At 64.2% G+C, this 22,809-nt stretch carries 23 protein-coding genes; 5 read left to right on the forward strand and 18 right to left on the reverse strand.

Annotation, left to right across the window (positions count from 1 at the left end; translation table 11 throughout):
• Positions 1–808: 808 nt before the first annotated feature.
• The 3 genes from ITJ66_RS16305 to ITJ66_RS16315 all read left to right on the forward strand — a co-directional run bounded on the left by ITJ66_RS16305 (position 809) and on the right by ITJ66_RS16315 (position 6,164).
• Positions 809–1,081 carry a hypothetical protein gene (locus ITJ66_RS16305; RefSeq protein WP_079003036.1) on the forward strand — a complete coding sequence of 91 codons (273 nt, stop codon included), beginning with the start codon at positions 809–811 and terminating at the stop codon, positions 1,079–1,081.
• Positions 1,078–4,368: a DNA polymerase III subunit alpha gene (gene dnaE / locus ITJ66_RS16310; protein WP_194645274.1), complete on the forward strand. Its 3,291-nt coding sequence runs from the start codon at positions 1,078–1,080 to the stop codon at positions 4,366–4,368. Before ITJ66_RS16305 ends, dnaE begins: the two co-directional genes overlap by 4 nt.
• 164 nt (positions 4,369–4,532) lie before the next feature.
• On the forward strand, positions 4,533–6,164 hold the full coding sequence (locus ITJ66_RS16315) for an AAA family ATPase (RefSeq protein ID WP_194645275.1): 1,632 nt from the start codon (positions 4,533–4,535) through the stop codon (positions 6,162–6,164).
• 275 nt (positions 6,165–6,439) lie between these two features.
• Here ITJ66_RS16315 and ITJ66_RS16320 read toward each other — a convergent pair whose 3' ends face one another.
• From ITJ66_RS16320 to ITJ66_RS16335, 4 genes are all read right to left on the reverse strand, one after another.
• Positions 6,440–7,138, reverse strand: coding sequence for a DUF3800 domain-containing protein (locus ITJ66_RS16320; RefSeq protein ID WP_194645276.1), 699 nt, complete (start codon positions 7,136–7,138; stop codon positions 6,440–6,442).
• 70 nt (positions 7,139–7,208) lie between these two features.
• Positions 7,209–7,343: a hypothetical protein gene (locus ITJ66_RS20030; protein ID WP_255528039.1), complete on the reverse strand. Its 135-nt coding sequence runs from the start codon at positions 7,341–7,343 to the stop codon at positions 7,209–7,211.
• A gap of 155 nt (positions 7,344–7,498) precedes the next feature.
• Positions 7,499–8,275, reverse strand: a complete 777-nt coding sequence (locus ITJ66_RS16330) for a ParA family protein (protein WP_194645278.1) — start codon at positions 8,273–8,275, stop codon at positions 7,499–7,501.
• Positions 8,276–8,393: 118 nt separating this feature from the next.
• Positions 8,394–8,693 (reverse strand): hypothetical protein, encoded by a 300-nt coding sequence (locus tag ITJ66_RS16335; RefSeq protein ID WP_194645279.1) that lies wholly within the window; start codon positions 8,691–8,693, stop codon positions 8,394–8,396.
• Between the two features lie 237 nt (positions 8,694–8,930).
• On the opposite strand from ITJ66_RS16335, the gene ITJ66_RS16340 reads away from it, so the two are divergent.
• Positions 8,931–9,755, forward strand: a complete 825-nt coding sequence (locus ITJ66_RS16340; protein WP_194645280.1) for a hypothetical protein — start codon at positions 8,931–8,933, stop codon at positions 9,753–9,755.
• Positions 9,756–9,860: 105 nt separating this feature from the next.
• Here the strand turns inward: ITJ66_RS16340 and ITJ66_RS16345 are convergent, their stop codons facing one another.
• From ITJ66_RS16345 to ITJ66_RS16390, 10 genes are all read right to left on the reverse strand, one after another.
• On the reverse strand, positions 9,861–10,565 hold the full coding sequence (locus ITJ66_RS16345) for a hypothetical protein (protein ID WP_194645281.1): 705 nt from the start codon (positions 10,563–10,565) through the stop codon (positions 9,861–9,863).
• Entirely contained in the window at positions 10,565–11,077 is a 513-nt protein-coding gene (locus ITJ66_RS16350; RefSeq protein ID WP_194645282.1) for a hypothetical protein, read from the reverse strand. The genes ITJ66_RS16345 and ITJ66_RS16350 overlap by 1 nt, the downstream gene beginning before the upstream one ends.
• A complete protein-coding gene (locus tag ITJ66_RS16355; protein ID WP_228501956.1) occupies positions 11,070–12,848 on the reverse strand; it encodes a type IV secretory system conjugative DNA transfer family protein in 1,779 nt (592 codons plus the stop codon). Before ITJ66_RS16355 ends, ITJ66_RS16350 begins: the two co-directional genes overlap by 8 nt.
• Positions 12,845–14,161, reverse strand: coding sequence for a helicase HerA domain-containing protein (locus tag ITJ66_RS16360; protein ID WP_194645283.1), 1,317 nt, complete (start codon positions 14,159–14,161; stop codon positions 12,845–12,847). Before ITJ66_RS16360 ends, ITJ66_RS16355 begins: the two co-directional genes overlap by 4 nt.
• Positions 14,162–14,241: 80 nt before the next feature.
• A complete protein-coding gene (locus tag ITJ66_RS16365) occupies positions 14,242–15,747 on the reverse strand; it encodes an SCO6880 family protein (protein WP_194645284.1) in 1,506 nt (501 codons plus the stop codon).
• Positions 15,744–16,667, reverse strand: a complete 924-nt coding sequence (locus ITJ66_RS16370) for a hypothetical protein (RefSeq protein WP_194645285.1) — start codon at positions 16,665–16,667, stop codon at positions 15,744–15,746. Before ITJ66_RS16370 ends, ITJ66_RS16365 begins: the two co-directional genes overlap by 4 nt.
• Positions 16,668–16,732: 65 nt before the next feature.
• Positions 16,733–17,056, reverse strand: coding sequence for a hypothetical protein (locus ITJ66_RS16375; protein ID WP_194645286.1), 324 nt, complete (start codon positions 17,054–17,056; stop codon positions 16,733–16,735).
• A gap of 5 nt (positions 17,057–17,061) precedes the next feature.
• The gene (locus tag ITJ66_RS16380; RefSeq protein WP_194645287.1) at positions 17,062–17,667 is read right to left on the reverse strand and encodes a hypothetical protein; all 606 of its coding nucleotides are present in this window, start codon (positions 17,665–17,667) and stop codon (positions 17,062–17,064) included.
• Between the two features lie 74 nt (positions 17,668–17,741).
• Positions 17,742–18,050, reverse strand: coding sequence for a hypothetical protein (locus tag ITJ66_RS16385; RefSeq protein ID WP_194645288.1), 309 nt, complete (start codon positions 18,048–18,050; stop codon positions 17,742–17,744).
• A gap of 86 nt (positions 18,051–18,136) precedes the next feature.
• The gene (locus ITJ66_RS16390) at positions 18,137–18,475 is read right to left on the reverse strand and encodes a helix-turn-helix domain-containing protein (RefSeq protein WP_194645289.1); all 339 of its coding nucleotides are present in this window, start codon (positions 18,473–18,475) and stop codon (positions 18,137–18,139) included.
• 721 nt (positions 18,476–19,196) lie between these two features.
• Here ITJ66_RS16390 and ITJ66_RS16395 point away from each other — a divergent pair.
• Positions 19,197–19,538 carry an Lsr2 family protein gene (locus tag ITJ66_RS16395; RefSeq protein WP_194645290.1) on the forward strand — a complete coding sequence of 114 codons (342 nt, stop codon included), beginning with the start codon at positions 19,197–19,199 and terminating at the stop codon, positions 19,536–19,538.
• A gap of 30 nt (positions 19,539–19,568) precedes the next feature.
• Here the strand turns inward: ITJ66_RS16395 and ITJ66_RS16400 are convergent, their stop codons facing one another.
• The 4 genes from ITJ66_RS16400 to ITJ66_RS16415 form a co-directional block, all read right to left on the reverse strand.
• Entirely contained in the window at positions 19,569–20,723 is a 1,155-nt protein-coding gene (locus ITJ66_RS16400; RefSeq protein ID WP_194645291.1) for a hypothetical protein, read from the reverse strand.
• Entirely contained in the window at positions 20,723–21,448 is a 726-nt protein-coding gene (locus ITJ66_RS16405; RefSeq protein WP_194645292.1) for a sigma-70 family RNA polymerase sigma factor, read from the reverse strand. Before ITJ66_RS16405 ends, ITJ66_RS16400 begins: the two co-directional genes overlap by 1 nt.
• 85 nt (positions 21,449–21,533) lie before the next feature.
• The gene (locus tag ITJ66_RS16410; protein ID WP_194645293.1) at positions 21,534–22,550 is read right to left on the reverse strand and encodes a hypothetical protein; all 1,017 of its coding nucleotides are present in this window, start codon (positions 22,548–22,550) and stop codon (positions 21,534–21,536) included.
• The gene (locus ITJ66_RS16415; RefSeq protein ID WP_194645294.1) at positions 22,543–22,791 is read right to left on the reverse strand and encodes a hypothetical protein; all 249 of its coding nucleotides are present in this window, start codon (positions 22,789–22,791) and stop codon (positions 22,543–22,545) included. The genes ITJ66_RS16410 and ITJ66_RS16415 overlap by 8 nt, the downstream gene beginning before the upstream one ends.
• Between the last annotated feature and the right edge of the window lie 18 nt (positions 22,792–22,809).

A 22,809-nucleotide genomic window follows, 5' to 3' on the forward strand; every position in this document is an offset into this window, starting at 1 on the left:
CGGATTCATTCGATCAAGTTGAGTGGTCACGTCCGCGTGTGTCGCACTGCAGTTGCCTTGATTCCAGCCACCGTGCGCTTGCGTCGCTCGAGCACTTGACGGATTGCTTGTAGAAATGTGTGGGTAGTCGACGATACCGTAAGCTTCGCAAATAGCCTGAGCACTGGAGGCTGACTTACTTTCTGCGTCAGTCTCAGGCATGATCTGCACCTTCTCGACAATGACCGTAGATGCATCGTCGGTCGGTGAGGGTGGGGGAGTTGTCACTGCATGTGCAGAGGTTGGAATCGTGAGTGCGATAGTCGCAGCAGCCGCGATGATCGAAAACGAAAGCTTGGTTTTCATTGCATCCTCATTTCGCATTAGGGTCACGTATGCTCCTTTACGGCAAAGGCGGTGATCCCTGTTGGTAGTGAGCTATTGACTATCAACGTATCGTCTTCCACCCAGCCCTGTCCACCCCTGAATGGGGGAGGCGTCGATTCGGCGGACGCGCAGGCTATCGGGGCGCCGAGGGGCGGGCGTCCTCCTTGCTGGTGTTTCTCTTGCCTGCGCGGGGCGGTAAACAGTGGTATTCCAGTCGCTTGTCAATTCAATCGATCAGGCGGATATCCCGTTCGACACGTGATAAGCCGATTCAATCCGCCGTGGGCAAGCGCTGGAGCGGGAATGAACGGAATCATTGGCGTCCCAGAACGGCCGCCGACGCCGCCGCACGCCGCGGCTGTCGAGTCCCAGTCGTGCCACTGTCGTCACCATCACGTACACTCGCTTCATCGAACACGTGTTCGAATCTCGGAGGTGCGACATGGCGACGATCGTTGACGAAGCAGTGGATGTTGATCTCGCGGCGGACGGTGATCCGCTGGCGTTCGTGTGGAAACGATTCGAACACCGGGTCATCGGCCAGCCGCAAGCGCTGTTCTCCCGCCAAGCCTGGTGGACAGGCGACTCGTCGCCAGCCCGTATCGATATTGAGACGTGGCGGGTCGACGCGGCGCGAGGCGACGAGGAGCCCACCCGCTACGACCTCCGCCGCGACACCACCGGCAGATGGACGCTCGCGGTCGCCTGGACGTGAGCTTCTCCCACCTCCACGTCGCATCCCACCTCTCGGCGCACTACGGCGTCACGTCGAGCGCCGCGTTGGCCGGCCTCGCAGCGGAAGACGGGGCGTCGTTCCTCGCTTTGACGGACCGCGACGGACTCTACGGAGGGCCGAAGCACGTCGGAGCGTGCCTGGCTGCGGGCATCTCGCCGGGGCTGGGGGCCGACCTCGCCGTCCTCGACGAACATCAGGAGCCGATCGGCCGAATCGTCCTGCTCGCGCATGGTCAGAATCGAGGAGCTGGGTTCGCTCAACTGTGTCGGACGGTCAGCGCGGCGCACGGTCGCCGTGAGAAACCGGCGATCCTTCGCGATGAACTCGCCGCGATCCTCGCCGACGATCCCGCGCTGACGGTAATGCTCGGCCCTGAGTCGGATGTCGGGCAAGCGATCGAGCTCCGGGATCACGCCGGCGCCGGTGCGGCTCTCGATCGGTGGCGGGAACGGCTACCAGCGCGTCATCTTGTGATCGAGGTCGTCTGTCATCTCACCGATCAAGGGGTGCGGGGCAATGTCGCGGCCGCGACTCGGATGCTCAGCCTCGCGGAGTCCGCCGGCATCCCTGCGGTGCTCACCAACGCCGTTCGATACGGGCTTACGGACGAGGCCGCCACCGCAGACTTGGCGGACGCCGCGAGATTCTTGCGTCCGCTGGCAGAGCTCGACGACCTGAACGAGCTGCAGGTGAACGGACAGGCCTGGTTGAAGCCCGCAAAGCAGATGCGTCAGATCGCCAGGATGATCGTCGGCGCCGGTACACACGATGACGGGGCGGTGCAACGACTACTGACCGAGACTGAGCGCCTCGCCGAACGGTGCGCCCTCGACCCCGTGTCCGACGTCGGCTGGAAGCAGCCGCGCATGCCGGAGGCCTCGGTGATTGGCATCAGCGGCGACCCGCATCAGGCTCTCTGGGAGCGAGCGCGGGCTGGCGTCGATGAACGGTACACGCGGCCGGCAATGCCTTCACTGGAGGAAGCTCACAAGGCCCTCGAACACGAGATGCGGATCGTGGAGCAGCTCGGGATGCCGTCGTACTTCCTCACGGTCGCGAAGGTCGCCGACATCATCCGCGAGATGGGCATCCGCATCCAGGCGCGCGGGTCAGGTGTCGGGTCCGTCCTGAACTACGCCCTACACACCTCCTCGGTCGAGCCGATCAGCAACGGACTCATCTTCGAGCGGTTCCTCTCGCCGGAACGTACCAACCTGCCTGATATCGACCTCGACGTCGAGTCCGCCCGCCGTCACGACGTCTACCGCGAGGTGTTTGCACGCTTCGGCTCAGACCGCGTCACGCTCATGTCGATGACCAACGCCTACCGTTCGCGCGGAGCCGTCCGCGACGCGGGTCTCGCTCTCGGTATGGACGAGACGATGATCGACATGATCGCGAAGCAGATGTGGCGATTCAACGCACGCGAGTTTCGCGACGCCCTCCGCGACAAGCCAGAGCTGGCCGACCTCGCCGACGCGGTTCGCGAGTCCCGCGAACTCGACCTGCTCGTGGACGTCACCGAGCGTCTCGATCGTCTGCCGCGCCACATCAGCGTCCACCCCTGCGGTGTCATCCTGTCCGACACCTCCTTGCTGCACCGCACGCCGACGCAGCTCTCAGGCATGGGCCTGCCGATGTCGCAGTACGACAAGCACGACATGGACAACATGGGCCTCATCAAGCTCGACATCCTCGGCGTGCGGATGCAGTCGGCCATGGCCCACGCCGTCAGCGAGCACGAACGACTGACCGGCGAGACCATCGAACTCGACGCCCTGCCGCTCGACGATGAACCCACGTATGAACTTCTTCGTTCAACGCGCACGCTCGGTGTCTTTCAACTCGAGTCGCCCGGGCAGATGGAACTGGTCGGCAAGCTGCAGCCGGAGGTCTTCAACGACCTCACTGTGGAGATCTCGCTCTTCCGTCCCGGACCGATGCAGAACAACATGCCGCTGCAGTACCTCCAGGTTCGGCACGGCGAGACGATGCCCGACTACATCGATCCGAGACTTCGGCCCATCCTCCGAGAGACGCGCGGTGTGGTCGTCTTCCACGAGCAGGTCATGCGGATCATCGACGAACTCACCGGCTGCGGTCTCGGGCCCGCCGACGTCATCCGCCGACAGCTTGCGGACCGCGGGCGACTCGCGGGCATCGAGGCGTTCGTGCGGGACCGTGCGATGGCACGCGGGTTCCGGCCCGCCGTGATCGACAAGGCCTGGACGATCCTCGCCGGCTTCGGCTCGTTCGGGTTCGCGAAGGCGCATGGAGCGGCCTTCGCGCTGCCGACGTTCCAGTCGGCCTGGTTGAAGCGGCATCACCCTGCCGAGTTCATGGCCGGGCTCCTCACTCATGACCCGGGGATGTGGCCGAAGGACCTCATCCTCGCGGAAGCCCGCCACCTCGACGTGCCAGTCCTGCCGATCGATGTTCAGCGCTCCGGGCTGGAGTACGTCGTCGAGTTCGCGCCCGACGGCCGGCTCGGTGTGCGAATGTCACTGCTCGAGATGAAGGGAAGCGCGGAGAAGGAACGAGCCCGCATTGCGCTGCACCAGCCATTCTCCTCGCTTCAGGACTTCCGTGACCGAGTCCGCCCTCGCCGCCGCACCTTCGAGGCGCTGGCACGCGTCGGCGCACTCGACGCCTTCATCGACTACATCCCGAGACGTCGCCACGAACTCCTCGCCCACCTCGCTGGAGTCACCACGAGTGCCCAGCTCATCGCCGACGAGCAGCTCGCTTTCGAGCTCGATCTGCCCGTACCAGAGCGGAGCACGATCACCTCGCTTGAGCTTCGAGGCCGGACCCAGACCGACCTCGAATTGCAAGAGATGCGTCTGGCAGTGAACCGCCATCAGATGGAACGGTTCTACCCGCTCTTCCGGGAGTTGGGCGTCACGCCGGCACGCGATCTCGTAGACCTGCCCGGTGGAACCGAGGTCCTCATCGCCGGCGTCCGTCGAGCGACCAACACCCCACCAATGCGAGGCGGCAAGCGCGTCGTCTTCGTCTCACTCGACGACGGCACTGGCCCGGTCTCCAACGTCGTCTTCTTCCATGACGTCCAGGAGCAGATTGGCCCGGGAGTCTTCCAGACGCATTACATGCTCGTCCGAGGCGCTACACGGCGTTCGGGTGCGCGTGGTGTTTCCGTGACAGGGGCGGCGGCTTTCGATCTTCTGGATCTCCCGCGCCGGTTGGACCAGAACGGAGCAGCCCTCGCTGGACCGTCGCAGCTCCGCGGATTCGCAAGGGGCTGAAACGGAGAAGATCCTTCGACGGCTTGCACGGAACACAGGGCACGCCGGAGCGGCTTCTCATGGCGACCGCGGGGTAGGAAGATATGAGTGTGACTCAGATCAAAGGATTCTCATTCGGCGGATATCGCAGTTTTTCCTCGACTCGGCCAGCGAGGCTGCTCCCGTTGGGCAAGATCAACCTGATCGCTGGGCAGAACAACGCGGGGAAGTCGAACGTGCTACGAGTCGTCGCCGAGACGTACTCGCAGACCGCTAGAGCATCTTCCCCCTGGGATCGACCACTGTCGGATTCTGAGCACTATTTTGCACGGGAAGAATTCCATTCTATCGAGGATATCCTAACGTGGGGCACCCTGGGCCAGCTGTCAATATCCACCCTAAATTCTATTCGTGAGTTCCTGGAGGCCATTGCGATCGAATCTTCCGAGGGAACCGGCGTGTGGGTGGGGATTACAGACACAGGCGCTATTGATGACCAAGCGCTCCAGCGCATGGCCGAACAGCACGGTAGCAGTCTTCTAGCCCGCAATCTGTCGGCGGCGCTTGTTGCGAATGTCTCCGGCGGAGGCCGGTTCGCCGACGCGCTTCGCGTCCTGCAGGTGATCTTTTCGAAGATGCCACTGAGTCCTGAGGCGTTTACTATAGGGGGCGTAAGGTCGATTTCGAGTGCCAGTGACGACGCCCCTGATTTGAACGGCTTGAGCATCAAGCGTCGCCTCCTGGAATTGCAGAATCCAGCTATGGATCGCCTAGGTGATAAGAAGCTTTTTGCTAAAGTCCAAGAGTTTGTTCGGGCTGTGCTAGATGATGAGTCCATCACGATCGACGTCCCGCATGATCTCTCGACTATCCATGTCACTCAAGATGGCAGGACGCTTCCAATTGAGCACATGGGTACAGGTGTCCATGAAGTTGTCATCATTGCCGCCGCGTCCACGATTACTAGAAACTCGATCCTGTGTGTAGAAGAACCTGAAGTCCACCTACACCCGATACTTCAGCGTAAGCTTCTCAAGTATCTGGCCTCTTCCACTAGCAATCAATACTTCATTGCAACACACTCGGCACACATGCTGGATTCCGAAATTGGCAACATCTTTCATGTCACCAGGAGCGAGTCGGTCTCAGTCGTGCGCTATGCAGGAGCGGCAAAGGACAGAGCTGCGATCTGTGCAGACCTGGGTTATCGTCCATCCGACCTCGTGCAGACCAACGCGGTGATTTGGGTAGAGGGGCCGTCTGACCGTCTCTACGTTCGCCACTGGATCGAAGCTCTTGCGCCAGGGGAGTTCGTAGAGGGAACGCACTACTCCATTATGTTCTACGGGGGTGCGCTACTGAAGTCGTTGTCCCCACTGGATGCTGAGGAAGTTGACGAGTTCATCTCGCTTCGCAGTCTCAACCGATTCATGGTCGTCATCATCGACTCTGATAAAACATCCCCGCAGTCGGAAATAAACGAAAGCAAGCAACGAGTCGTAGCCGACCTCCAATCCGATTCAAGTACGGGCTTGGCGTGGGTCACCGCCGGATATACCATTGAAAACTACGTTCCGCAAGATGTCTTGGATGGCGCGGTTAAGTCGGCGCATCCCTCCCGTGCATCGGAGGCGTTTGCAGAGCAGGGTCAATGGGACAACCCCCTCGCGAGCGTTCGTCTTGGTCTGAAGCAGCCGAGTAAGGTTGCCATTGCGAAAAGGGTTATCTCCTCCCCTGTTGCTGAGTGGCCTCTGGACCTCAAGGCTCGAGTTGAAGAGGTGATCGGCCTTATTCGAGTAGCCAACGAGCATCTGTAGACCCAAATATTGTCGGGTGGTGTACGGCTGTCTCATTGAGGCGGCCACCGATCGCTGACCGAGGATCGCATATATCTGGGCCGTGCATCGTTGGCCGCGGTTGGCGGCTATGTTGCAACTCGACCTAATGGTGCCTGAAAGCCTGCGACCGGCGCTCGAGGATCATCAGGGGCGTGGCTTCGGATGTGCTGTTAAGTCGCGTAGAGTAGGACGCACGACGGGCTGGTCACCAGAACGTTGTTCGCCGGATGCCCCGCCTCGCGGGGCTTTCGTGCTTAAGGGCGCCAGACCCATACATGGACGACCGCCGGTTCGATCGCGTCCCACAGACGCTCCGCGGACCGGCGTGCACGCGCGTCCCCTTCTGGGTGTCCATCCAGCCGGTGGTACAGGTAGGCGACCAGGTCTGCAGCCTGGATGCCAGGAGTGCCTCGCGACGCTCGGAAGCTCAGCGGCAGTTCGATGCCGGTGAGCGTCGATGAGGCATAGCCTGGCGTCCCGATGTCGCGGAATCGGCGCACGAGTGCGTGCAGGGCGGCCTGGTCGGGCAGTTCATCGGCGATGACGGTCAGCCATGTGCCTCGGGCAACGGCATGCTCGCTGAGCTCTTCGAGGATGTGCTGCAGGACGACCTCATGCGGCCGGCGCGGATACCGGTATCGCGCGTGCAACCTTGCAACGTCGAGTCCCCGGACGAAGACCTCGACAGGAACCTCAACGAGCAGTTCGAGTGTTCGACGGTAGATGGTCGCGATCGCTCGGTGGCGACCGCGGAGAGGCGACCAGGCGCCTTTGCCTGCCGTCATCTCGTGTGCGTGCAGTTCGACGTCACGGGGGAGACCGAACGCCTCGGCAATGCCCGCCGCGCGCACGATCGCCTCTCGGAGCCGGTCCTCGTGCTCCGCATCGATGACCACGGCAGCGATGTAGTAGTAGTCACGCGTGTAGGACTCATCGAGGTACGCGATCAGCATGTGCTGTCTGTCTGTCGATCAGGACAGTCAGCGAGATAGGCGTCTGCCCGTCTGTGCGTCTTTCCGTCTGTCATGACGGATTGCGGTTGAGGCGGTCGCGAATCGCCTCGTCGAGGAAGTCGACGATGCTGATGTCGTGGATCGCGAGGTAGCGGTCGAGGTCGTCCCGGAGGGAGATCTCGATCTTCGATGAGAACGGTTCCATCCGACGGCGACCGCGTGGTCGGCCCGGTCCTGGCCGACGGGATGCGAGGTCATCGGACGGGCCCACGCCGCCTGAGCGACCTGCCGGCGAAGTCAGCGCGGTGAGGTCGTCGACCGCCGGCGCTTTCCTGAGCGCGGGGTGACGGTCGGCCGCGTTCATGCTGCCACTCCGTGCAACGCCTCTGTGAGCGCAGCGAATCGCTCGGTCAGCACCAGTGCACCGGGAGACGTCAACGAGCTGAGCGGCCGACGGCGGCTCTCCGCATCTTGCATCGCCGTGCGTTCTGGCAGGAACGGGCGGAGCAGGACTTCGCCGTAGGTGGCCTCGAGCTCCTCCACGCGGTATCGGTGCTCTGAGGTCAGGCGGGGTGTGACTCGGTTGACGACGATGCCGGCGAATCGCAGGGAGGGGTTCAGGTGGGGTAGTGCCCGAACCTTTGCCACCGTCTCGAGGTACTGTCCGACGCCGGTGAGGCCGAAGGCGGTGGGGTCGGTGACGACGATGGTGCTGTCCGACCAGAGCAGCGCATTGAGCGTGAGTCGTCCGAGCGCTGGCGGCGTGTCGATCAGGATGTCGTCGTAGCCGTCGAGCTGCGCGCTTCCCCAGGCGGACGTTTTGAGCCGCAACTCAGGCGTCAGGAGTGACTCCGACTCGATCCGCGCGAGATCCGGGGACCCGGCGATGAGGTCGACGTTCTTCCAATCGGTCGGTGCCGCTGCTGCGCCGAGTGTTCCTGCGTCGCCCGCGTAGAGAACATCGAAGGCGGTGTACTCACTGTGTCTCCCGAGGACGGTTGTCGCGTCGGACTGCGGGTCGAGGTCGATGACGAGGACTTTTCGCCCCGCTTGGGCGAGGGCGTCTGCTCGACCGAGGACGACCGTTGTCTTGCCGACACCGCCCTTGCGGGAGCCGATGGCTTCTTTGTGAGGCATGTGTTGACGTCCATTCGTATGGTTTGTCGGAAGGGTGGATGGTGTGATGGGCGGCCGTCCTTCAATACGTCATGACGTATTGACCGGTTGAGCTGCCGCGCTCGAGGCGGCGAACGCGTCAGCCTGCGCCGAGCTGTGTTTGCCGGACGTGGATCAAGCCGTCGAGGGCGGCGTCGTCTGAGTCGTATCTGCCTGCCGGGAGCGCGAGGAGTGCGCCGCTGCAGAACGTCAGTACGAGGAACGCGAGGTATCGAGGCCGGTCAGGGCGATGCGGATTCTCGCGCACGGGCTCCTCGTGGACGTGTTCGTGAATCCGTTCGACGTGGTCCAGATTGATCCACTGCCACTCGGCCGCTGCCTCGGATGGCAGCCCGGTGTCGTCGAAGGTGGTGAGCATCATGCGGGTGAAGCGAGTCATTCGGTGTCCTGTCCGTCGTTGCTTCGAACGTAGGGACGGCGACACTGCCCGCGGGGCGACAGGTGTCTGCCTGTGGATAACTTTTTCGTCCAAGCACTGTGGCGCCCGAAGATTATTGCCAGGCAAGAAGAATCGCTGTCCAGCGGCATGTCCACGTCGGGATCGGGAAGGATCAGTTGCTCCACGGAGCACAAGGCCAGATGGTGCAACTCACCCTTCGCTCGGTATTCTCGGGGAATGCATAGTTCAGCTTTCATCGCCGCAAGTGTCCGCTGGCCGCATCTCCGTCCTCAGGAGCAGGCGGCGTGTTTCATTGCCGAAAGTGTGCTTGATGTAACCGCGTGGGAGCTCGATATACCGGGCGCTGCACCGCGGACACCTGATGCTGAACTGAGGTACACCGATGGGAGGAAGGCCGCCTTCGAGGTGATGACCCATGCTCGTGACCAAGCGATGCGCCTCGAGGCGCATGTCGCAAAAGAACAGACGTGGGGAACGGGCAGCAAGCGCACCTGGCTGCTGCAATTCGCTTCATTTGCGGAATACCAGGCGTTGAAGCCAGATTATGAACACATCATCTCAGTGTGTGACTCGCATGCCGTGCGGATGCCGGAGAAGCTCCCGGCCGAGGTTGTCTGGGCTGACGACATTCTTCGCCGATTCGTATTTGGCTCCTCCGGCACTCTCTTGGGTTTCGAAACTCTGCCAGGCGAGGAGCCGCATGTCAATCTGGTGCTGCCGGGCACTGGAGGGGTCGTGAAACACTCGCATGAGGGGCTCTACAATGCTCTGCAAGATGCATATGCGACGTCTCACTTCGAGAAGCATTTCGAGAAACTGGCGAATTCAGGCTATGACGAGCGCCATCTATTCGTGCCCATTCACTACACCGCCTTTGACTTCGAAGTGATCGATGGGCTACAGAGATCTGCGCAGGTCCCCACCAGCCCACCACCAGCGCGTCCAGAGATCACACACCTCTGGCTCGTAGCGCAATATGGTTCCGTCGTCTGGCTCTGGAGTGACAAAGAAGGCTGGAGCAGACACAAATTGCCGGTTTAGAGAGCTTCCGGCAGTCGCCGCTTCCCTTGGGGTCCATGCCTGAGAACACCTGATTGTCAAGCGCTGAACCGCGAATGGGCTGCTGTCCAGCTGACGTAAGCTGCCTCAGCTCATCGCCGGACCATTCTGATCGCGGCCAGCTCGGCGAGCGAACTGCTCGGCCTCGCGGCGCTTTTCAGCTTCAACGGCCAGCTGGAGTGCGCGTGCGCGCGTCATTCCAACGGGCGTGACCTTCCCACGCTTGTAGGGTCCGGTCGTCGGCGCGGGGCGCATTGCAGGATCGATCCGTGAACGCGATTCGAAGATCTTCTTGCGCTCCTCGGCGGTCGGTCGGCCTTGCTCCGGATGGAGGAGCCTCCACAATTGTTCGCCACCTCGTCGCTCCTGGTAGAGCGCCTCAAGCCGGGCAGGGCTTGCCCGACTCAGCGCGGAGAAGAAGCTCTTGGCACGCTGCTCCGCGAGTCGCTGTTCCGCAGGCGTTGTCTCGTGGAGGCGGGGTGGTGGAAGGAGCACCCGCGTCGGTAGCGGCACGTAGTTCCGCTTCGCGTCCTCGCGGTAGAGGCCGAGCAACGACTGGGTGCGCTGTTTCGCGAGGGCCTTCTCCCTCCCGTACCCGAGCCCGCGCGCTTCGCGGATGTGCTCGCGGGCGATCCAGTCGCGAGACTCCCACAGCACGAAGCTGAGCTTGACGTCGTAAGCGCCCTCATTCAGCAGCGCCTGCAGGCGCTCGGGGCTTGCCTTCTTTAGCCCTTTGAAGAACGCCCTAGCCTCGGCCTGGTAGTCGAGGGTCTTGGGAGCCGCGACGAGCATCAGGGGACCGTTCCATCTCGGTCGGCGCGGCCGATGCGCGCGCGGAGCTCAGGTCCTTCCGACATGGTGCGGCTCGCCGTTTCCAGGTGTCCGTTCGCGCAGCCCTCGGGCTTGTAGTGGCGAAGGCGGGAGCGGAAGTACTCGAATCGCTCGTGCCAGCCGAGGGGACCGTGTCCGCCGCTGTCGGCTTCGTCGAACGACACCTCCCAGCTGCTGAAGAGCGCGGAGAGTTCCTCCACGATGCCGTCGTGGAGATACCAGCAGTCCGGGATGAGCCGGGCCGGGATCGTGTACCGGGTGCAGATCCAGGAGACCCATTCCGCGAGCAATCGCCAGACCTCTGGCTCGCGTTCGTCCGGCAAGGACCGCCAGTTGACGACACCGAAGTACTCGGACTCGGGCAGTGCCGGCCAGGTGTCGAATCCATCGCCGGCCTCGTCCGCGTCGTCCAGCGCGAACGGAGCCCGGAATTCACGCTCCGCTGCCTGCCGCCATCCGCCAGTCTCAGCCATGCGTCTTCCGCCGGGCTTCGGACTGCTCGGTGAATACTTGCCGCTGTGCAGCCTCCGTTGCTTGCTTGCCCGCAACGATCTCGTGAGCATCGCGTCGTGTGGTCCATCCTTCGACGTCGAGGAGGACGCCTCGTCGGTTCCGGTAACTCAGTAGGCCCATGCCTTCAGGAAGCCGGCGGAGTTCATCGACCGTCAGTACCGGCTCGAGCTGTCGCTGCTCGGAGCGGGTCGTGCCCGTCTCGCTGCGGCTGACGGACCCACGGTTCACCTGTCGTTGGCCGAGCATGCTCGACACGTCCTGCAGGTGCTTGATGTTGGACGACCCGCCGAGCATGAGCTTGGCGATGGCGGAGTTCCAGATCGTGTCCGCCTCGCTCTCCGACCATGCGGACTTCGCCTGCGACAGCGACTGGAGCACGACCATCGTCGAGATCCCGATACCGCCACCATCCGAGAGGATCGTCGGCAGCTGCGGCCAGGCGAACATGTTTGCGATCTCGTCGAGGATCAGCCCGAGCGGAGGATCGAGACGGTTCCCGGGCGAGGCCAGCGCCTTCCGACGAGCGGTCTCGACGATGTCGTCCAGTACCGCGCCGAGAAACCCGCCGACCGCCCCCGCACCGGTTCCAGTGCCGATGAGGTAAATCGTGTTCGAGCTGGCGAGAAACTCGTCGACGTCGAGCGCCTCGTCGGATCCCGGATTCATCGCGTCGAACACGGACGGGATCGCGAGCGGTCGCAGGGCCTCGGCGACGCCGAACCACTTCGATCCCAGTAGCTTCGCATCACCCTCGATCACATCCGCGAGACCCATCGCCCACCCCGGCGCGCCAGAGTCCGCGAGCACGTCGACTGCACGCCCCGCCAACACCGGGCTCATGCCCCAGTCCCGAAGGGCTGTTGTGCCGCCGCCACTGAGCGCTGCCGCGTGCAGCAAAGCAGCAAGGAGCGTCCCCGAGGCACCGGCCCACTCCTGGTTGGTGGAGGAGCGTCCGAGTGCACTGCCAGCGATGATCGTGCGGGCTCGTTGCTCGGCGACCAGTGGGTCAGCACAGCCGGTCACCGGTGAGATCCGGAGGGCGGAGCGGACGCCTGAGAGCTGCTGCGGGTCGAAGACCGTGACGGTTCCCCGTTGTGCGCGGTGTGCCATCGTCGCGGCGAGGTTGTCGTTGCGGGTGGAAGTCGTGACCAGCGGGCCGCTCCAATCGAGGATCGCCGAGATGATGACTCGCCAGCCCTTGCCGGACCGGGGCGGGCCGTCGAGGAGGAGGGAGTCTTCGATCGAGACGTAGACGTCGAGGCCACGCGAGGTGCCGATCCGCCAGCCGACATCATCGGCGGTGGGATCCGCGAGCGTCGGACGAAGGGTTCCCGCCCTTCGATGGAGCGCCCGCTCGGAGACCTGTCGCCGCACCTCGCTGCGTCCGGCCAATCCGTTGCGCCGCAGGAGCTGTGACCGGAACCAGCGGTCGGATTCACGGAACGACAACCATCCGGCAAGACACAGCGCGGCGACGATCGTGAGCAGGACCACTATGCCGATGACCGCCCAACGGGCGCCATCTGTGGAGACGATGCAGCCCCCGCCCGGTGTTGCGGGAACCGAACCGCTGGCGACCAGCAGCCCAGCCGCGGCGAACGGACCGAGTCCAGCCGGCACCTCTCCGCAGGTCAACAGCACGAAGACCACCACCACGGCGCCCGCGATGCCGATTGCGGTCGCCGCAACGGCGATGATGCCCAGGAGAACGAGTACGAGTCGGTCGGTCATCGGGGTGCCGCTCCGGGTCCGTCGGTGCGGAAGACGGCCAGTTCGCCAGGTGTGCAGTCGTTGCGGACCTTGGCTACCCGCTCCGGCCCGATCTGCCAGAAGCCTTCGCCACGGCGGAGTTTGCGGACAAGCTCGGTCTGCGTCCGGTTCCATCCAAGGACCTGCGAACTGCGCTCGAGCTCTCCAGTGTGCTGCGCGTAGTTGACGCGCGTGTCGCAGTCCGCCAAGAGCCCGAGGGCTTGAGCATGCAAGGCGGACCCACGATCGCCAAGCGCGTCGAAGTCGTTGATGCGGTGGATGAGGTAGCAGTTCGACCGCCTCTTGTGACGAGCGGTCTTCTCGTCGCTCACTCGTCCGACGAGATTGCCGCCGCCCGCGACCTCGTTGAGCAGCGCGACGGCTGCCTCCTCGTGCACGATCAGCCGCGCCTGGCCAGGATCGGCAGGGGTACCTCGCTCGATCCAGTCGGTCGTCGCCAGGCGCAGAAGCGCTTTCGTCTCCGCACTCGCGCGCAGGAGCTCTGAGGTGTCGACGGTCAGCATCGGTGTGCTCGCGTCGAAGGCAACCGTCGATGGGCGATCCATGAGGTCGGCGAGATCGCCGACCGTGACGCGACGAAGGGTGTGGGCGAGCATCTGACCGCCCGCGCCGATCTCTTCGGCGATGTGGGGATCAGGGTGACGGAGCGCTTCCCACACCATCGGCACGAGCGCGGTCGAGTTCGACCGGTGCACCTGCTCGAGCGCGAGATCGATAGCCGTGTGCTCGATCTCGTTGAGCTCCGTCGTGTTTCGGAGGATGGCGACCATGGCGCGGACCTTGGCCCGCTGGAACTGCAGGACTTCCTGCGTCCAGTCGGCATCGCTCACGCCGGCGCGACGGGGTCCCGGATCGAGCGGGTTGATCCGCGCGGTCTGGCCAGGGCCCAGGCGCATCGTCACACCTCCGACGTAGGCGGCGACGCGCGTCCACTCGCCGTTCGGATCGTGCGGCACCGCGACCTTCCGGCCTAGCCGACACAGGCGAGTACTGAGTGCCTTCGCGAGCACGGACTTGCCGCTGCCCTTCACCCCGAAGATCGCCATTGAATGCGAGCGAACGACACCCGCGGCGTAGGACTCCCACGGGTCGAAGCAGAACGTGGACCGAGACAGCAGGTTCGGACCGATGTATGCGCCGGCCATCGGTTCGCCGCTCTCGGCAAGGAAGGGCAGCGCGGCACCGAGGGTGCGTGAGGAGGCGCGGTGGACCGGCGCGACGACGCCCGGCCGCGCGCGGAGGTTGTGCGGTGCTTTCCAGCCGCCGGCAGGCATCGAACTCGCCGGAAGCGCATCCTCGGCGATTGCATCGCGCCATGCGCGCAGACGCGACACAGATCCGGATCGACGCCGGCTCATCGCTTGCCCACCGGAGTCGGGAGTGCGGTCGACATGAACGCCGCGGCCTGTTGGAAGTACATCGCAGCGAGCGTGACCCGGGCCGGCTGCGCTGCCTGCAGGATGGAGGCCGATGCGCGGGTGAGGCCGTCGACGTCGGCGGCCGAGACGGTTACGAACCCGCGGAACTCCATGTCGGTGAACCCGTCGACGATGTCATCCTCGCGTTCGCCGAGATCCTCGTATTCGCGATCCTGCTCACGGGTGGTGATCATCCCGCGTCGCTGACGCAAGCCTCGTGCGACCTCGAGGTCGACCTTCGCTCGCCCCACCTGACTCAGAGCCTTGTGGGTCGGTACCGGCCGCACGCTGAGGGTGAGCACCCGCGTCGCGTCACCTGAATAGAGCAACTTGTCCAGGAACCCCACACTGATTTCGGAGCGAGGCCACTCGGCGATCCAATACGTGCGGTGGACCGAACCATCGATCTGCACGTGATCCCAGCGCTCCTCGATGCCCATCACCGGAGCGAGTCGGTTCGGACCGTCATTCCGCGACTCTGCTGCAAAGCTCGTCGGGTTCATGGCGAGTGCGAGCATCTCGTCGATCGCTTCGATGTCGAGCCAGTTCCGGAGCTCGACGCCGATGGCTTCGAGCGAGTCACGCATCTGCTCGACGAGGTCGGTCACGATGGCAGCGATGCCGACGAGGCCACCGCCAGAGTGCTTGATCGCCGACCGGAGCGCGCGCAGGTCGCAGGAGACGGTCACCGTGTTGGTGAACTGCATCGATCGATCGGCGCCCGCGGTGATCAGCGTGTCGTACTCCGCTCGGACCGCTGGGCTGACGGTCGACGGATCGGTTCGATCGCGTTCCGCTGCGTAGCGTGCGAGCTCGTCGGCGGGTTTGGCGTCGACGCGGATGCGTGCCGTTGCATCGACCAGCCCAGGGACCGCCTCGAGCCCGCTCATCCATCCGACGAAGCCGTCGTATGCCGCTTGCTGGACACCTTCATCAAGGAGCGGCCAGGCGGAGCTCAGGACATCGACCGAGAACGAGACGAGCGATCGTTTCGGGTCGAGGATGAACCCGCCCCGACCTGGGACTTGGACGAAGCGCAGCGATCCGTGCGCGCCGGGGAGGCGATGGCGATGGACCTCGCGCGGGTCTTCAGCCCCGCGCCGCTTCGTTCCGATCTTCATGGGTTCGTCCTTTCGTGAGTCCCACACGTCCCGCCTGAAGCTCGTCTGGAGGCGATGCCGTCGAGATGCGTACGTGAGGACGCGCCAGATGAGCGCGAGACCGGACTCGCGATGCCAGGTCCAGCTCCCGACGGCGATCGAAGTCGCGGCAGGCCAGATCCCGATGCGCCAGTAGCCGTCCCAATTGATCAGGAGCCACATGACGGAGGCCGCAGCCGTGGCACAGATGACGGTGAGCTGGGGCCAGCTCAGACCGAGGAAGGCGCCGCGTCGCTCGCGCTGTGCAAAGCGGACGTGGGGGAGGGTCGGCGAAGTGGTCATTTCGCGAGAATCCGTCCGAGGAGGCGCATGGCGTTCTGGGCCTTGCCTGAGACATGCGGCCGGGGCTGCAGGGAGTTGCGGACCTCGTCGCCGGCGAACGACACCAGACGGACCGCCCACAGGGGAGCGAAGGCTGCGGCGAAGACAACCCCAGCGGCGACGATCACGACGCCGAGGTCGGTGGAATTCGTGACCAGTTGGATCGAGAGGACCAGGATCGCCGCCGCCAACGGTTCGGCGATGACGAGGCCGATCGTCAGGTTCGCCCATCTCGTCGCCCAGACGGCGAATTTCGGCTGACCGATCATCATGAGGCCGATCGGGGCCGTCGCGGCGAGGGCGACGAGCGAGAAGGAGCGGATGGACATCGAGACGTAGAGGAAGAGCGCGGCCAGCGCCATGATGGCGAGGATGAGCAGGACTACGGTGTACTGGCCGATGACTGCGTTCGGGGCGAGCTTGGCGGTGGTCATGGCCTGGGCGATCGCGCCATCGTCGGCCGGGACGGAGACATCAGCGACCACGCGGTATCCGAACATGCGCAGCAGCGCATTACCGAGGCTCTGATCCTGGACGGTTGCGACGAGTGCATCAGTCGTCTCACCGCCGTAGGTCACGAACTGCCTCATCACGTACACCGCGGCGACGCTGGACGGCACCGCGACGACCAGGCCGACTGCGACCTGCGCGATCCGCCTGCCGTCTCGCATGATCGCCGCCGGCGCGAGCTGGAAGCAGGCGACGATGGAGATGACGAGTCCCATCGTCGCGACCCAGAACCAGAACTGGCCGTCGGCGATGGTCCAGCTGGACTCGCCGGGGCGGCTGCCGACGAAGGCGTTTGCGAGCATGTCGGTCATGAAGTCGCCGAGGCCGATGATGCCGCCGCCGACGAACCGGGCAGCCGCCTCCTGAGCCATGCACGGGATGTCGGCTGGCCCGCATCCGAATTGGGGCACTCCGAAGTCGTCAGTGCGAAAGCCGCTCATACGATCTGCAGCCCGATGCCGAAGTTGATGAGTGCGGTGGTGCCAGCCGCGATTGCGGCAGCGGCGACTGAGCAGAGAACCCCCGCAATCCCGACGGACTTCAGTGCTCCGTTCTTGATGAGCCAGCCGAGCGCGATGCAGGCGGCAGCGAGGAGCACCCCGATGCCGCAGAGGATGAGGACGACGAAGAGGATGTTGCCCGCAAGGTCCTGAATCGCCTTCGATCCAGGACCAGCCTTCGGCGTGATGTCGGGGATCGTCTTCAAAGCCAAGCCGCCGAGGCCTGTGGTCCAGATGGACGTGATGATGCGTTTGCCCACAGTGTTCACTCCGCGTGGATCGGGACAGAGAGGGTCAGCGGGGCGCGCTGCGAGGGAACATCGACGACGAGATCCAGCGCGGACACGCCGAACGGTACGTAGTACGCGAGTGAAAAGCTCGTGCTCAGGTGGTTCGGCAGGGACCAGTCACGACCGCGCCCCTGCGCGCCGGCCGGTCCCCACGGGACGCCTTTGTCAGCCGCGAAGTCTGGTCCCTCGTTGGTGTCCAGTTCGGCGGTGTCGCCGAGGCCTGCCCAGCTCGTCTCCCGAACGGTGAGGCCGCTGAGGTCGAGTTCGCCGAAGGGGACGAACCCGTCGAGCGAAACCTGGATGACGATCACGAAGCTGCCGGCCGGAAAGCGATCTGTGCCACCGGGCTGGCGGAGGAGGCCCGAGTCCTGGGTCGTCACGTAGCTGCCGAGCTCGTAAACGGCGATGCCGAGATCTGAGGTGGCAGCGCGAGCGACTGGCTCTCGATCCGGAGCGGCCGGGGAGCCGTCTGTTCGGCCTGTGGATGAGGCTGTGGACTGGGGTGCAGTGTCGGCATCGACACACCCGGTCAGAGTGATGGCCCCGACGGCAAGCAGTCCTACAAGCAGCGGTCGCCGCATCGATCCTCCCGAGAGTTAGCGAGGACATGTGCGTCCTCGATCGCTCTTGAAGTGACGCGAGCAGACCTGCGGACTTAGCTCCGGCGGCGGTAGGGAGTGAGGTCGAAGGATGTACTCGATGTCGCTTGGACGGTGCGTTGCCGCCGAGCGACGTATCTGATGTAGAGCGTTGCGTTCGCGGCAGCAGCAGTCCACATGATGGCGAGAACGAACGCACGCGTCGCGGGATCCTGATGTGCGTCGTCAAGCAGAACCGCCGTTCCGAACAACGAGACGACGACCTGGCTGATGACCCAGCCACCCCAGCGGCTGAGGATCACCACCACGAGCACGATCGCCAGGAACGGCAGCGGGAGCAGGAACATCCAGCCGCGCAGCTTCATCGGTTCGCCCAGGTCATGCAGTCGACGCTAGGCGGGGGAGCGGCCCTGCTTCGGGCGAGGCCGGGCGTCTGTGGATAACTTCTCGACTACTCGGACGCTGGTCGATTCCGACCCAGGCCAAGTTCGACGCCGAGATCCCGGTAGCGCTCGGAAACGACCTGCTCGAGGACGACGTACTCGTACCGATGCCGTTTGCCATCAGGCTCCTGGATCGGGTGGGCCTCGATAACTCCCAGTTCACGCAGCGTTTCCAGGTGATCCTGCACCGTGACACGGTTCACCTCGACGAGCTCGGCGATCCGTCCGCGCGTGAGCGGACCCTCCTCCAGCAGTCTCGACAGGATCGCGAAGTTCACCGGTTCACCGAGAGTCGCGAGCGCACTCCTCGCATCGTCGGAGAGCTTGGGGCGAGCGACGCGGGGCATGGGGTCATTGTGCACGGTCTCGGACTGGTCCATGATTTGCAGATGGTTAAACCAGCTTTAAATGGATCGAGGGTGTGTGACTGCAAGAGCTGAAGTGATCGGCGTCGTTGATGGGGAGGTCCTCCTCACCGGCCCGGTGGAGTCTCCGATGGTTTCGTTCGTGCTGGCGGACGATCAGCGAGCTTTGAGCGACGATGGGCTCATCGTTCGAGCCCGGGTTGCGTGGTGTCAGGTCATCTGCCAATCCACTGACACCGCGGACGCGGCAGGCGCGCTGAGGTCCGGAAGCGAGGTCGCTGTTCGAGGAGAGCTAGACGTCCTCCGTGCCACACCGGCATCGCAAGGTTCTGATGCGGTCCTTGTCTCGCTGATCGCTGACAGCTTTCAGATTCTCCGTCCTGCGCATTGAGGCTTGCGAAACGGCACTCATTCAACCCCTGATGGGTTCCACCAATGGTGGGCGAGGGGAAGGCACATTCGCAGTGGCCAATCTCACACAGGCATGAGGTCGGTCTCATTGCGTACGAGGTGTGGCATTCGGTTCTACCCGGCCGAGCATCAGCACTGTCGGCCCGGCTACGGCTGTCCCATTTCCAACGGAGTGCAGGCTTTCTCGATATCGTCGTCAGTGCTCTGAACGTAGCTTCCCCCGCCGGGCAATACGCATACGACAATCGTCGTTTGCGGTCCGAACGCGTTCACATGAAGAAGGAGATTCCCTATGGCACAGAAAGTCATCACCACCCTCGTCGACGACCTCGACGGATCCGAGCTGAAGCAGGGCGAGGGTAAGACCATCACCTTCGGCTTGGAAGGCTCGACGTATGAGATCGACCTGTCCGAGAAGAACGAGAAGGCCCTGCGCGCCGCGCTTGAGCCTTATGTGAAGGCGTCTCGGACCGTGTCGCGATCGAAGACGGCCAGCTCAGCTGGTTCGAGCCGGAGCAATAAGGAAGAGCTCGCGGCTGCGCGCAGCTGGCTGCGCGCCAACGGGCACGACGTCTCCGATCGGGGACGTATCCCCGCTGCGCTCCTCCAGAAGTTCCGTGAGGCTGCAAAGTAGTAGGTCGCCTACCCGTCCGCGTTTTGTGGACTACGGCCCCGGATTCGCATAGGCGACATCGATGTGCACGTGATTGCACGTGTCATCGAACTCGTCGAAGTGAGTGAATCCGGGGCTGTTCCGACAGTTGGACTGCCCGGTTCGTGATCCAGGCGGCACGACGGAGTCCAGGAGTGCCAACAACTGCAGAGACAGGCCATCGCCGCCTGTCACGGAGCTGCCGTTGAGTGCGTAGATATCGACGGCCATCCCGCCGCCATCGCGGTAGTGCGAGGAGTTCTCCCCGGCGCCCTCAAGCGAGCCGGTGCAGCGTCGGTTGAGGTCGGATACGGCTACCTGCTCGAACGTGTTGAGCGCGACGAGCAGGATCTGCATGATGCGGGAGTCGATGCCGCAGTCGGCGAGCGCGGTTCCGTTCGCGACATTGCGGAGCTGCTGGAGGTAGTCGCTCCCGATCAGGCGTCCTTCGTCCATCGTACTGACCAGTCTGAGAGCAAGTTCGCGGTTGTCGCCGTCGACCGGCAGGTAGTTGCAGGCTGCACCCACCATGAGCTGTTCGTCCGGGACCTCTGGTTCGACGACGGCGAGCGCGTTCCGGGCTGATGCTTCGGCGGCGGCGATGGTCGGTGCTTCCGCGTGAATGCCGATGGTCGACAGCCACCACCCAGTGGGTTCGTCGATCCAGGCTGGGTCGCTCATGATCCCTGGTCGGTTCTCGCCGGCCCCGGTCAGGATGAGTCCGGTGGCAGAGGCGGTGTCTTGCAGTTGCTCGGCTGTTCCCCACCCGCCGCGGACGGTGCGCCGGTACACGCCGAGTGGTGTGTCATCGGTGATCGTGTCGGTCGTCGAGGCAGTCATGTTCGACGCTGCGTACGCCGCGGTGAGTGCTGCCAGCTTCGCTTTCGGCTCCGGCGTGATCGCCGCTGCCGCGTCGACGATCGCGGATACGAGGAGCTGTTCGGTGACCACCAGCGGGCCGGTCGGCTGTTCCGCCGGCACCGACCCGGGCGCCGCGCAGTGCGCTTGCCGCAGCGCACTCCCTGTCGGAACGAACATTGTGATGCCAAGGGCGGGTAGGGCTGCAGCTGTGACGAGCCCGCCCAGCATCAGCGCGAGCGCCCCGCCCAACAGCTTCTTCGGCCCGATCGCCAGAACGACCTTGACCGCGAGCATCGGCGCCGCCATCAGATGTACTCTCCATCCAGGATGCGCGCGGCGAGTGTCAGCAGCTTGCGTACGTGAGCGATCCGGCTGTGGACCCGGTGCTTGCTCAGGCCGGTGATCCGAGCGACAGCGGCAGCGTCGCGCATCATGGCCGGCTGAAAGAGAGCGATCGCTCGCAGGCCGTCTGTCTCGGGGATGCACTCGATCGCGGACTGCCGAGTGTTCGGGTACCCACGGTCGGCGAGGCGGAGCGCGGCGTTAGCGGTCCAGGCAGCGGCGGCGATGTTCTCCCGCGCGGTGCGGATCGTGCGGGGTGAGACGCCGATACGTTCAGCGACGTCGGCGCGGGCCTCGTCGGTGAGCATCAGTTCGATGGCGATCATCCAGTCCCGTTCTGACACCGTCTCCCGCACCCACGCGATACGCCGGCGCTGCTCGAATCGGTGCACCAGAAGGTCCAACGGGTCGCCGCCGCCTGCTGCCGGCCGGTCCGTATCGAACTCCGCGGTGAACCGTTCGCACTGGATTGCAGCTTCGCGCCGCGTCGCGAGCACGACCTTTGCGGCGATGCCTTGGGCGTAGTGACCGAAGGATCCCCGGGTCGGGTCGAAGCTCTCTGCTCGTCGCCAGGCGACGACTCGGATCTCCTGCATTGCGGCGTCGATCTCGCCGTGGAGAGCGTGCTGGTTGAGGACTCGAGTCACGTAGCCACATGTGGACTCGACTGCGGCGAGAAAGACGTCCAACCCGATGCGGTCGATCGCGTCGGATGATGCTGTGAGCAGCGATGTATCGATCGCAGCTGCTGAAGCGGGCACCGCCTGTGCGAGGTCAGGCTGATTCACGGCCACGGTCCTTTCTCCAGTCCGGACGCTCTTCGCCGCAGGCGCCACACACCTCTCGGAAGGTTCCGACGAAGCGATGTCCGTCCGCGCTGCATTCAGCAACCGTCGGCGGTCGACTGCCGGTACGTCTGGGGCCCGGAGGGGCAAGATCTCCGTCGTCTGCCATACCGGCATTCGTAGGCCAGCGATGCGGTTCCCTGGCGATGGATCGGCCGACGTAGGCGACCGGATCGCCGACCGGACGAGACGAACCATGGATCGCATCGACGCTCGCCGCCAGAACGTCGACCGCGGCCACATCCACCGACGGTGCGTGCTTCGCCAACCACCGTTCGACGGCGGCGAGGCTGAGTCGCGGGTGCAGCGCCTGCGCCGCCAGCTCCAAGCTGGGAGACATCGAAGAGGATTGGTGTTCTGAGGATTGATGTTCTTTAAGTGGCGGGAGAACCGTCGATGGTTCGGCCTGGGAGGAAGACCCGACGTGGTCGGCAGCGGAGACCGCTTCCGATGCTGTGGCGCTCAGAGGCGACGCGGCGGACTCGTCCCAGGCCTCGAAGAGCGGGGGAGGGAAACCCGCCAAGGTGTCGGCAGCGCCGACCTCGGCTGTTGATTCCGGCTGGGGCGGATCGAGCAGAATGAGGAGCACGCGGCGGTGGCCGGCGATCGATTGTCCAGCGGCATCGATAGTCCCAGCTGGATGTCGGTGCTCCTCGACGCGGAGAAATCCGGCTGCCTCGAGCTTGCGTCGGGCTGCCCTGAAGGCGTCCTTCCCCAGGCCGAGATCCCGCTGAGCCCGGGACTGCGTGATCCGGTACGTGCGTCGATGGGTGACGAGGTAGAGCATCAGGGAGAACGCGTTCCCGACGATGCGTGGATCACGCGCCCACCAGTTCCGGAACTGGGCGAACTCGCTCTCGAAGTCGAACTCCGGCCGGATGAACTCCGCCTCGGTGATCGAGTACTGTCGAGGACCCGTCGGCCCCTGCTCTGCGGGATCAGACATTGGCGGGGCGGTCGGCCGCTGGCGCAGATGACGGCAGGAGCATAGAGCCCCTGAGTCCCAGTGCAGCGGCGATCCGGTCGAGTTCGGCCACGGTGAAGTCGAGCTGACCTGCAAGCTTTAGCCGGAGCCGTTCGGGCGGCATCCCGACTGCGTTCGCAAGTTGGGTTTCTGTCTGGCCATGGTTGAGCAACGCATGTTGGACGCGTTGAGCGATCTGCTGGGAGAGGGGGATGGTGTCCATTTGGTCACCATAGGAATC

Origin of the sequence: Plantibacter sp. VKM Ac-2885 (genome assembly GCF_015351205.1) — a bacterium.
Taxonomy (GTDB): Bacteria; Actinomycetota; Actinomycetes; order Actinomycetales; family Microbacteriaceae; genus Plantibacter; species Plantibacter auratus.

Coding starts and splice junctions, on each gene's coding strand:
- ITJ66_RS16305 (WP_079003036.1), top strand. CDS start 809: ATGGCGACGATCGTTGACGAAGCAGTGGATGTTGATCTCGCGGCGGAC.
- ITJ66_RS16320 (WP_194645276.1), bottom strand. CDS start 7,138: ATGCTGATCGCGTACCTCGATGAGTCCTACACGCGTGACTACTACTAC.
- ITJ66_RS20030 (WP_255528039.1), bottom strand. CDS start 7,343: ATGGAACCGTTCTCATCGAAGATCGAGATCTCCCTCCGGGACGACCTC.
- ITJ66_RS16330 (WP_194645278.1), bottom strand. CDS start 8,275: ATGCCTCACAAAGAAGCCATCGGCTCCCGCAAGGGCGGTGTCGGCAAG.
- ITJ66_RS16335 (WP_194645279.1), bottom strand. CDS start 8,693: ATGACTCGCTTCACCCGCATGATGCTCACCACCTTCGACGACACCGGG.
- ITJ66_RS16340 (WP_194645280.1), top strand. CDS start 8,931: ATGCATAGTTCAGCTTTCATCGCCGCAAGTGTCCGCTGGCCGCATCTC.
- ITJ66_RS16345 (WP_194645281.1), bottom strand. CDS start 10,565: ATGCTCGTCGCGGCTCCCAAGACCCTCGACTACCAGGCCGAGGCTAGG.
- ITJ66_RS16350 (WP_194645282.1), bottom strand. CDS start 11,077: ATGGCTGAGACTGGCGGATGGCGGCAGGCAGCGGAGCGTGAATTCCGG.
- ITJ66_RS16355 (WP_228501956.1), bottom strand. CDS start 12,848: ATGACCGACCGACTCGTACTCGTTCTCCTGGGCATCATCGCCGTTGCG.
- ITJ66_RS16360 (WP_194645283.1), bottom strand. CDS start 14,161: ATGCCTGCCGGCGGCTGGAAAGCACCGCACAACCTCCGCGCGCGGCCG.
- ITJ66_RS16365 (WP_194645284.1), bottom strand. CDS start 15,747: ATGACCACTTCGCCGACCCTCCCCCACGTCCGCTTTGCACAGCGCGAG.
- ITJ66_RS16370 (WP_194645285.1), bottom strand. CDS start 16,667: ATGGCTCAGGAGGCGGCTGCCCGGTTCGTCGGCGGCGGCATCATCGGC.
- ITJ66_RS16380 (WP_194645287.1), bottom strand. CDS start 17,667: ATGCGGCGACCGCTGCTTGTAGGACTGCTTGCCGTCGGGGCCATCACT.
- ITJ66_RS16385 (WP_194645288.1), bottom strand. CDS start 18,050: ATGAAGCTGCGCGGCTGGATGTTCCTGCTCCCGCTGCCGTTCCTGGCG.
- ITJ66_RS16390 (WP_194645289.1), bottom strand. CDS start 18,475: ATGCCCCGCGTCGCTCGCCCCAAGCTCTCCGACGATGCGAGGAGTGCG.
- ITJ66_RS16395 (WP_194645290.1), top strand. CDS start 19,197: ATGGCACAGAAAGTCATCACCACCCTCGTCGACGACCTCGACGGATCC.
- ITJ66_RS16400 (WP_194645291.1), bottom strand. CDS start 20,723: ATGGCGGCGCCGATGCTCGCGGTCAAGGTCGTTCTGGCGATCGGGCCG.
- ITJ66_RS16410 (WP_194645293.1), bottom strand. CDS start 22,550: ATGTCTGATCCCGCAGAGCAGGGGCCGACGGGTCCTCGACAGTACTCG.
- ITJ66_RS16415 (WP_194645294.1), bottom strand. CDS start 22,791: ATGGACACCATCCCCCTCTCCCAGCAGATCGCTCAACGCGTCCAACAT.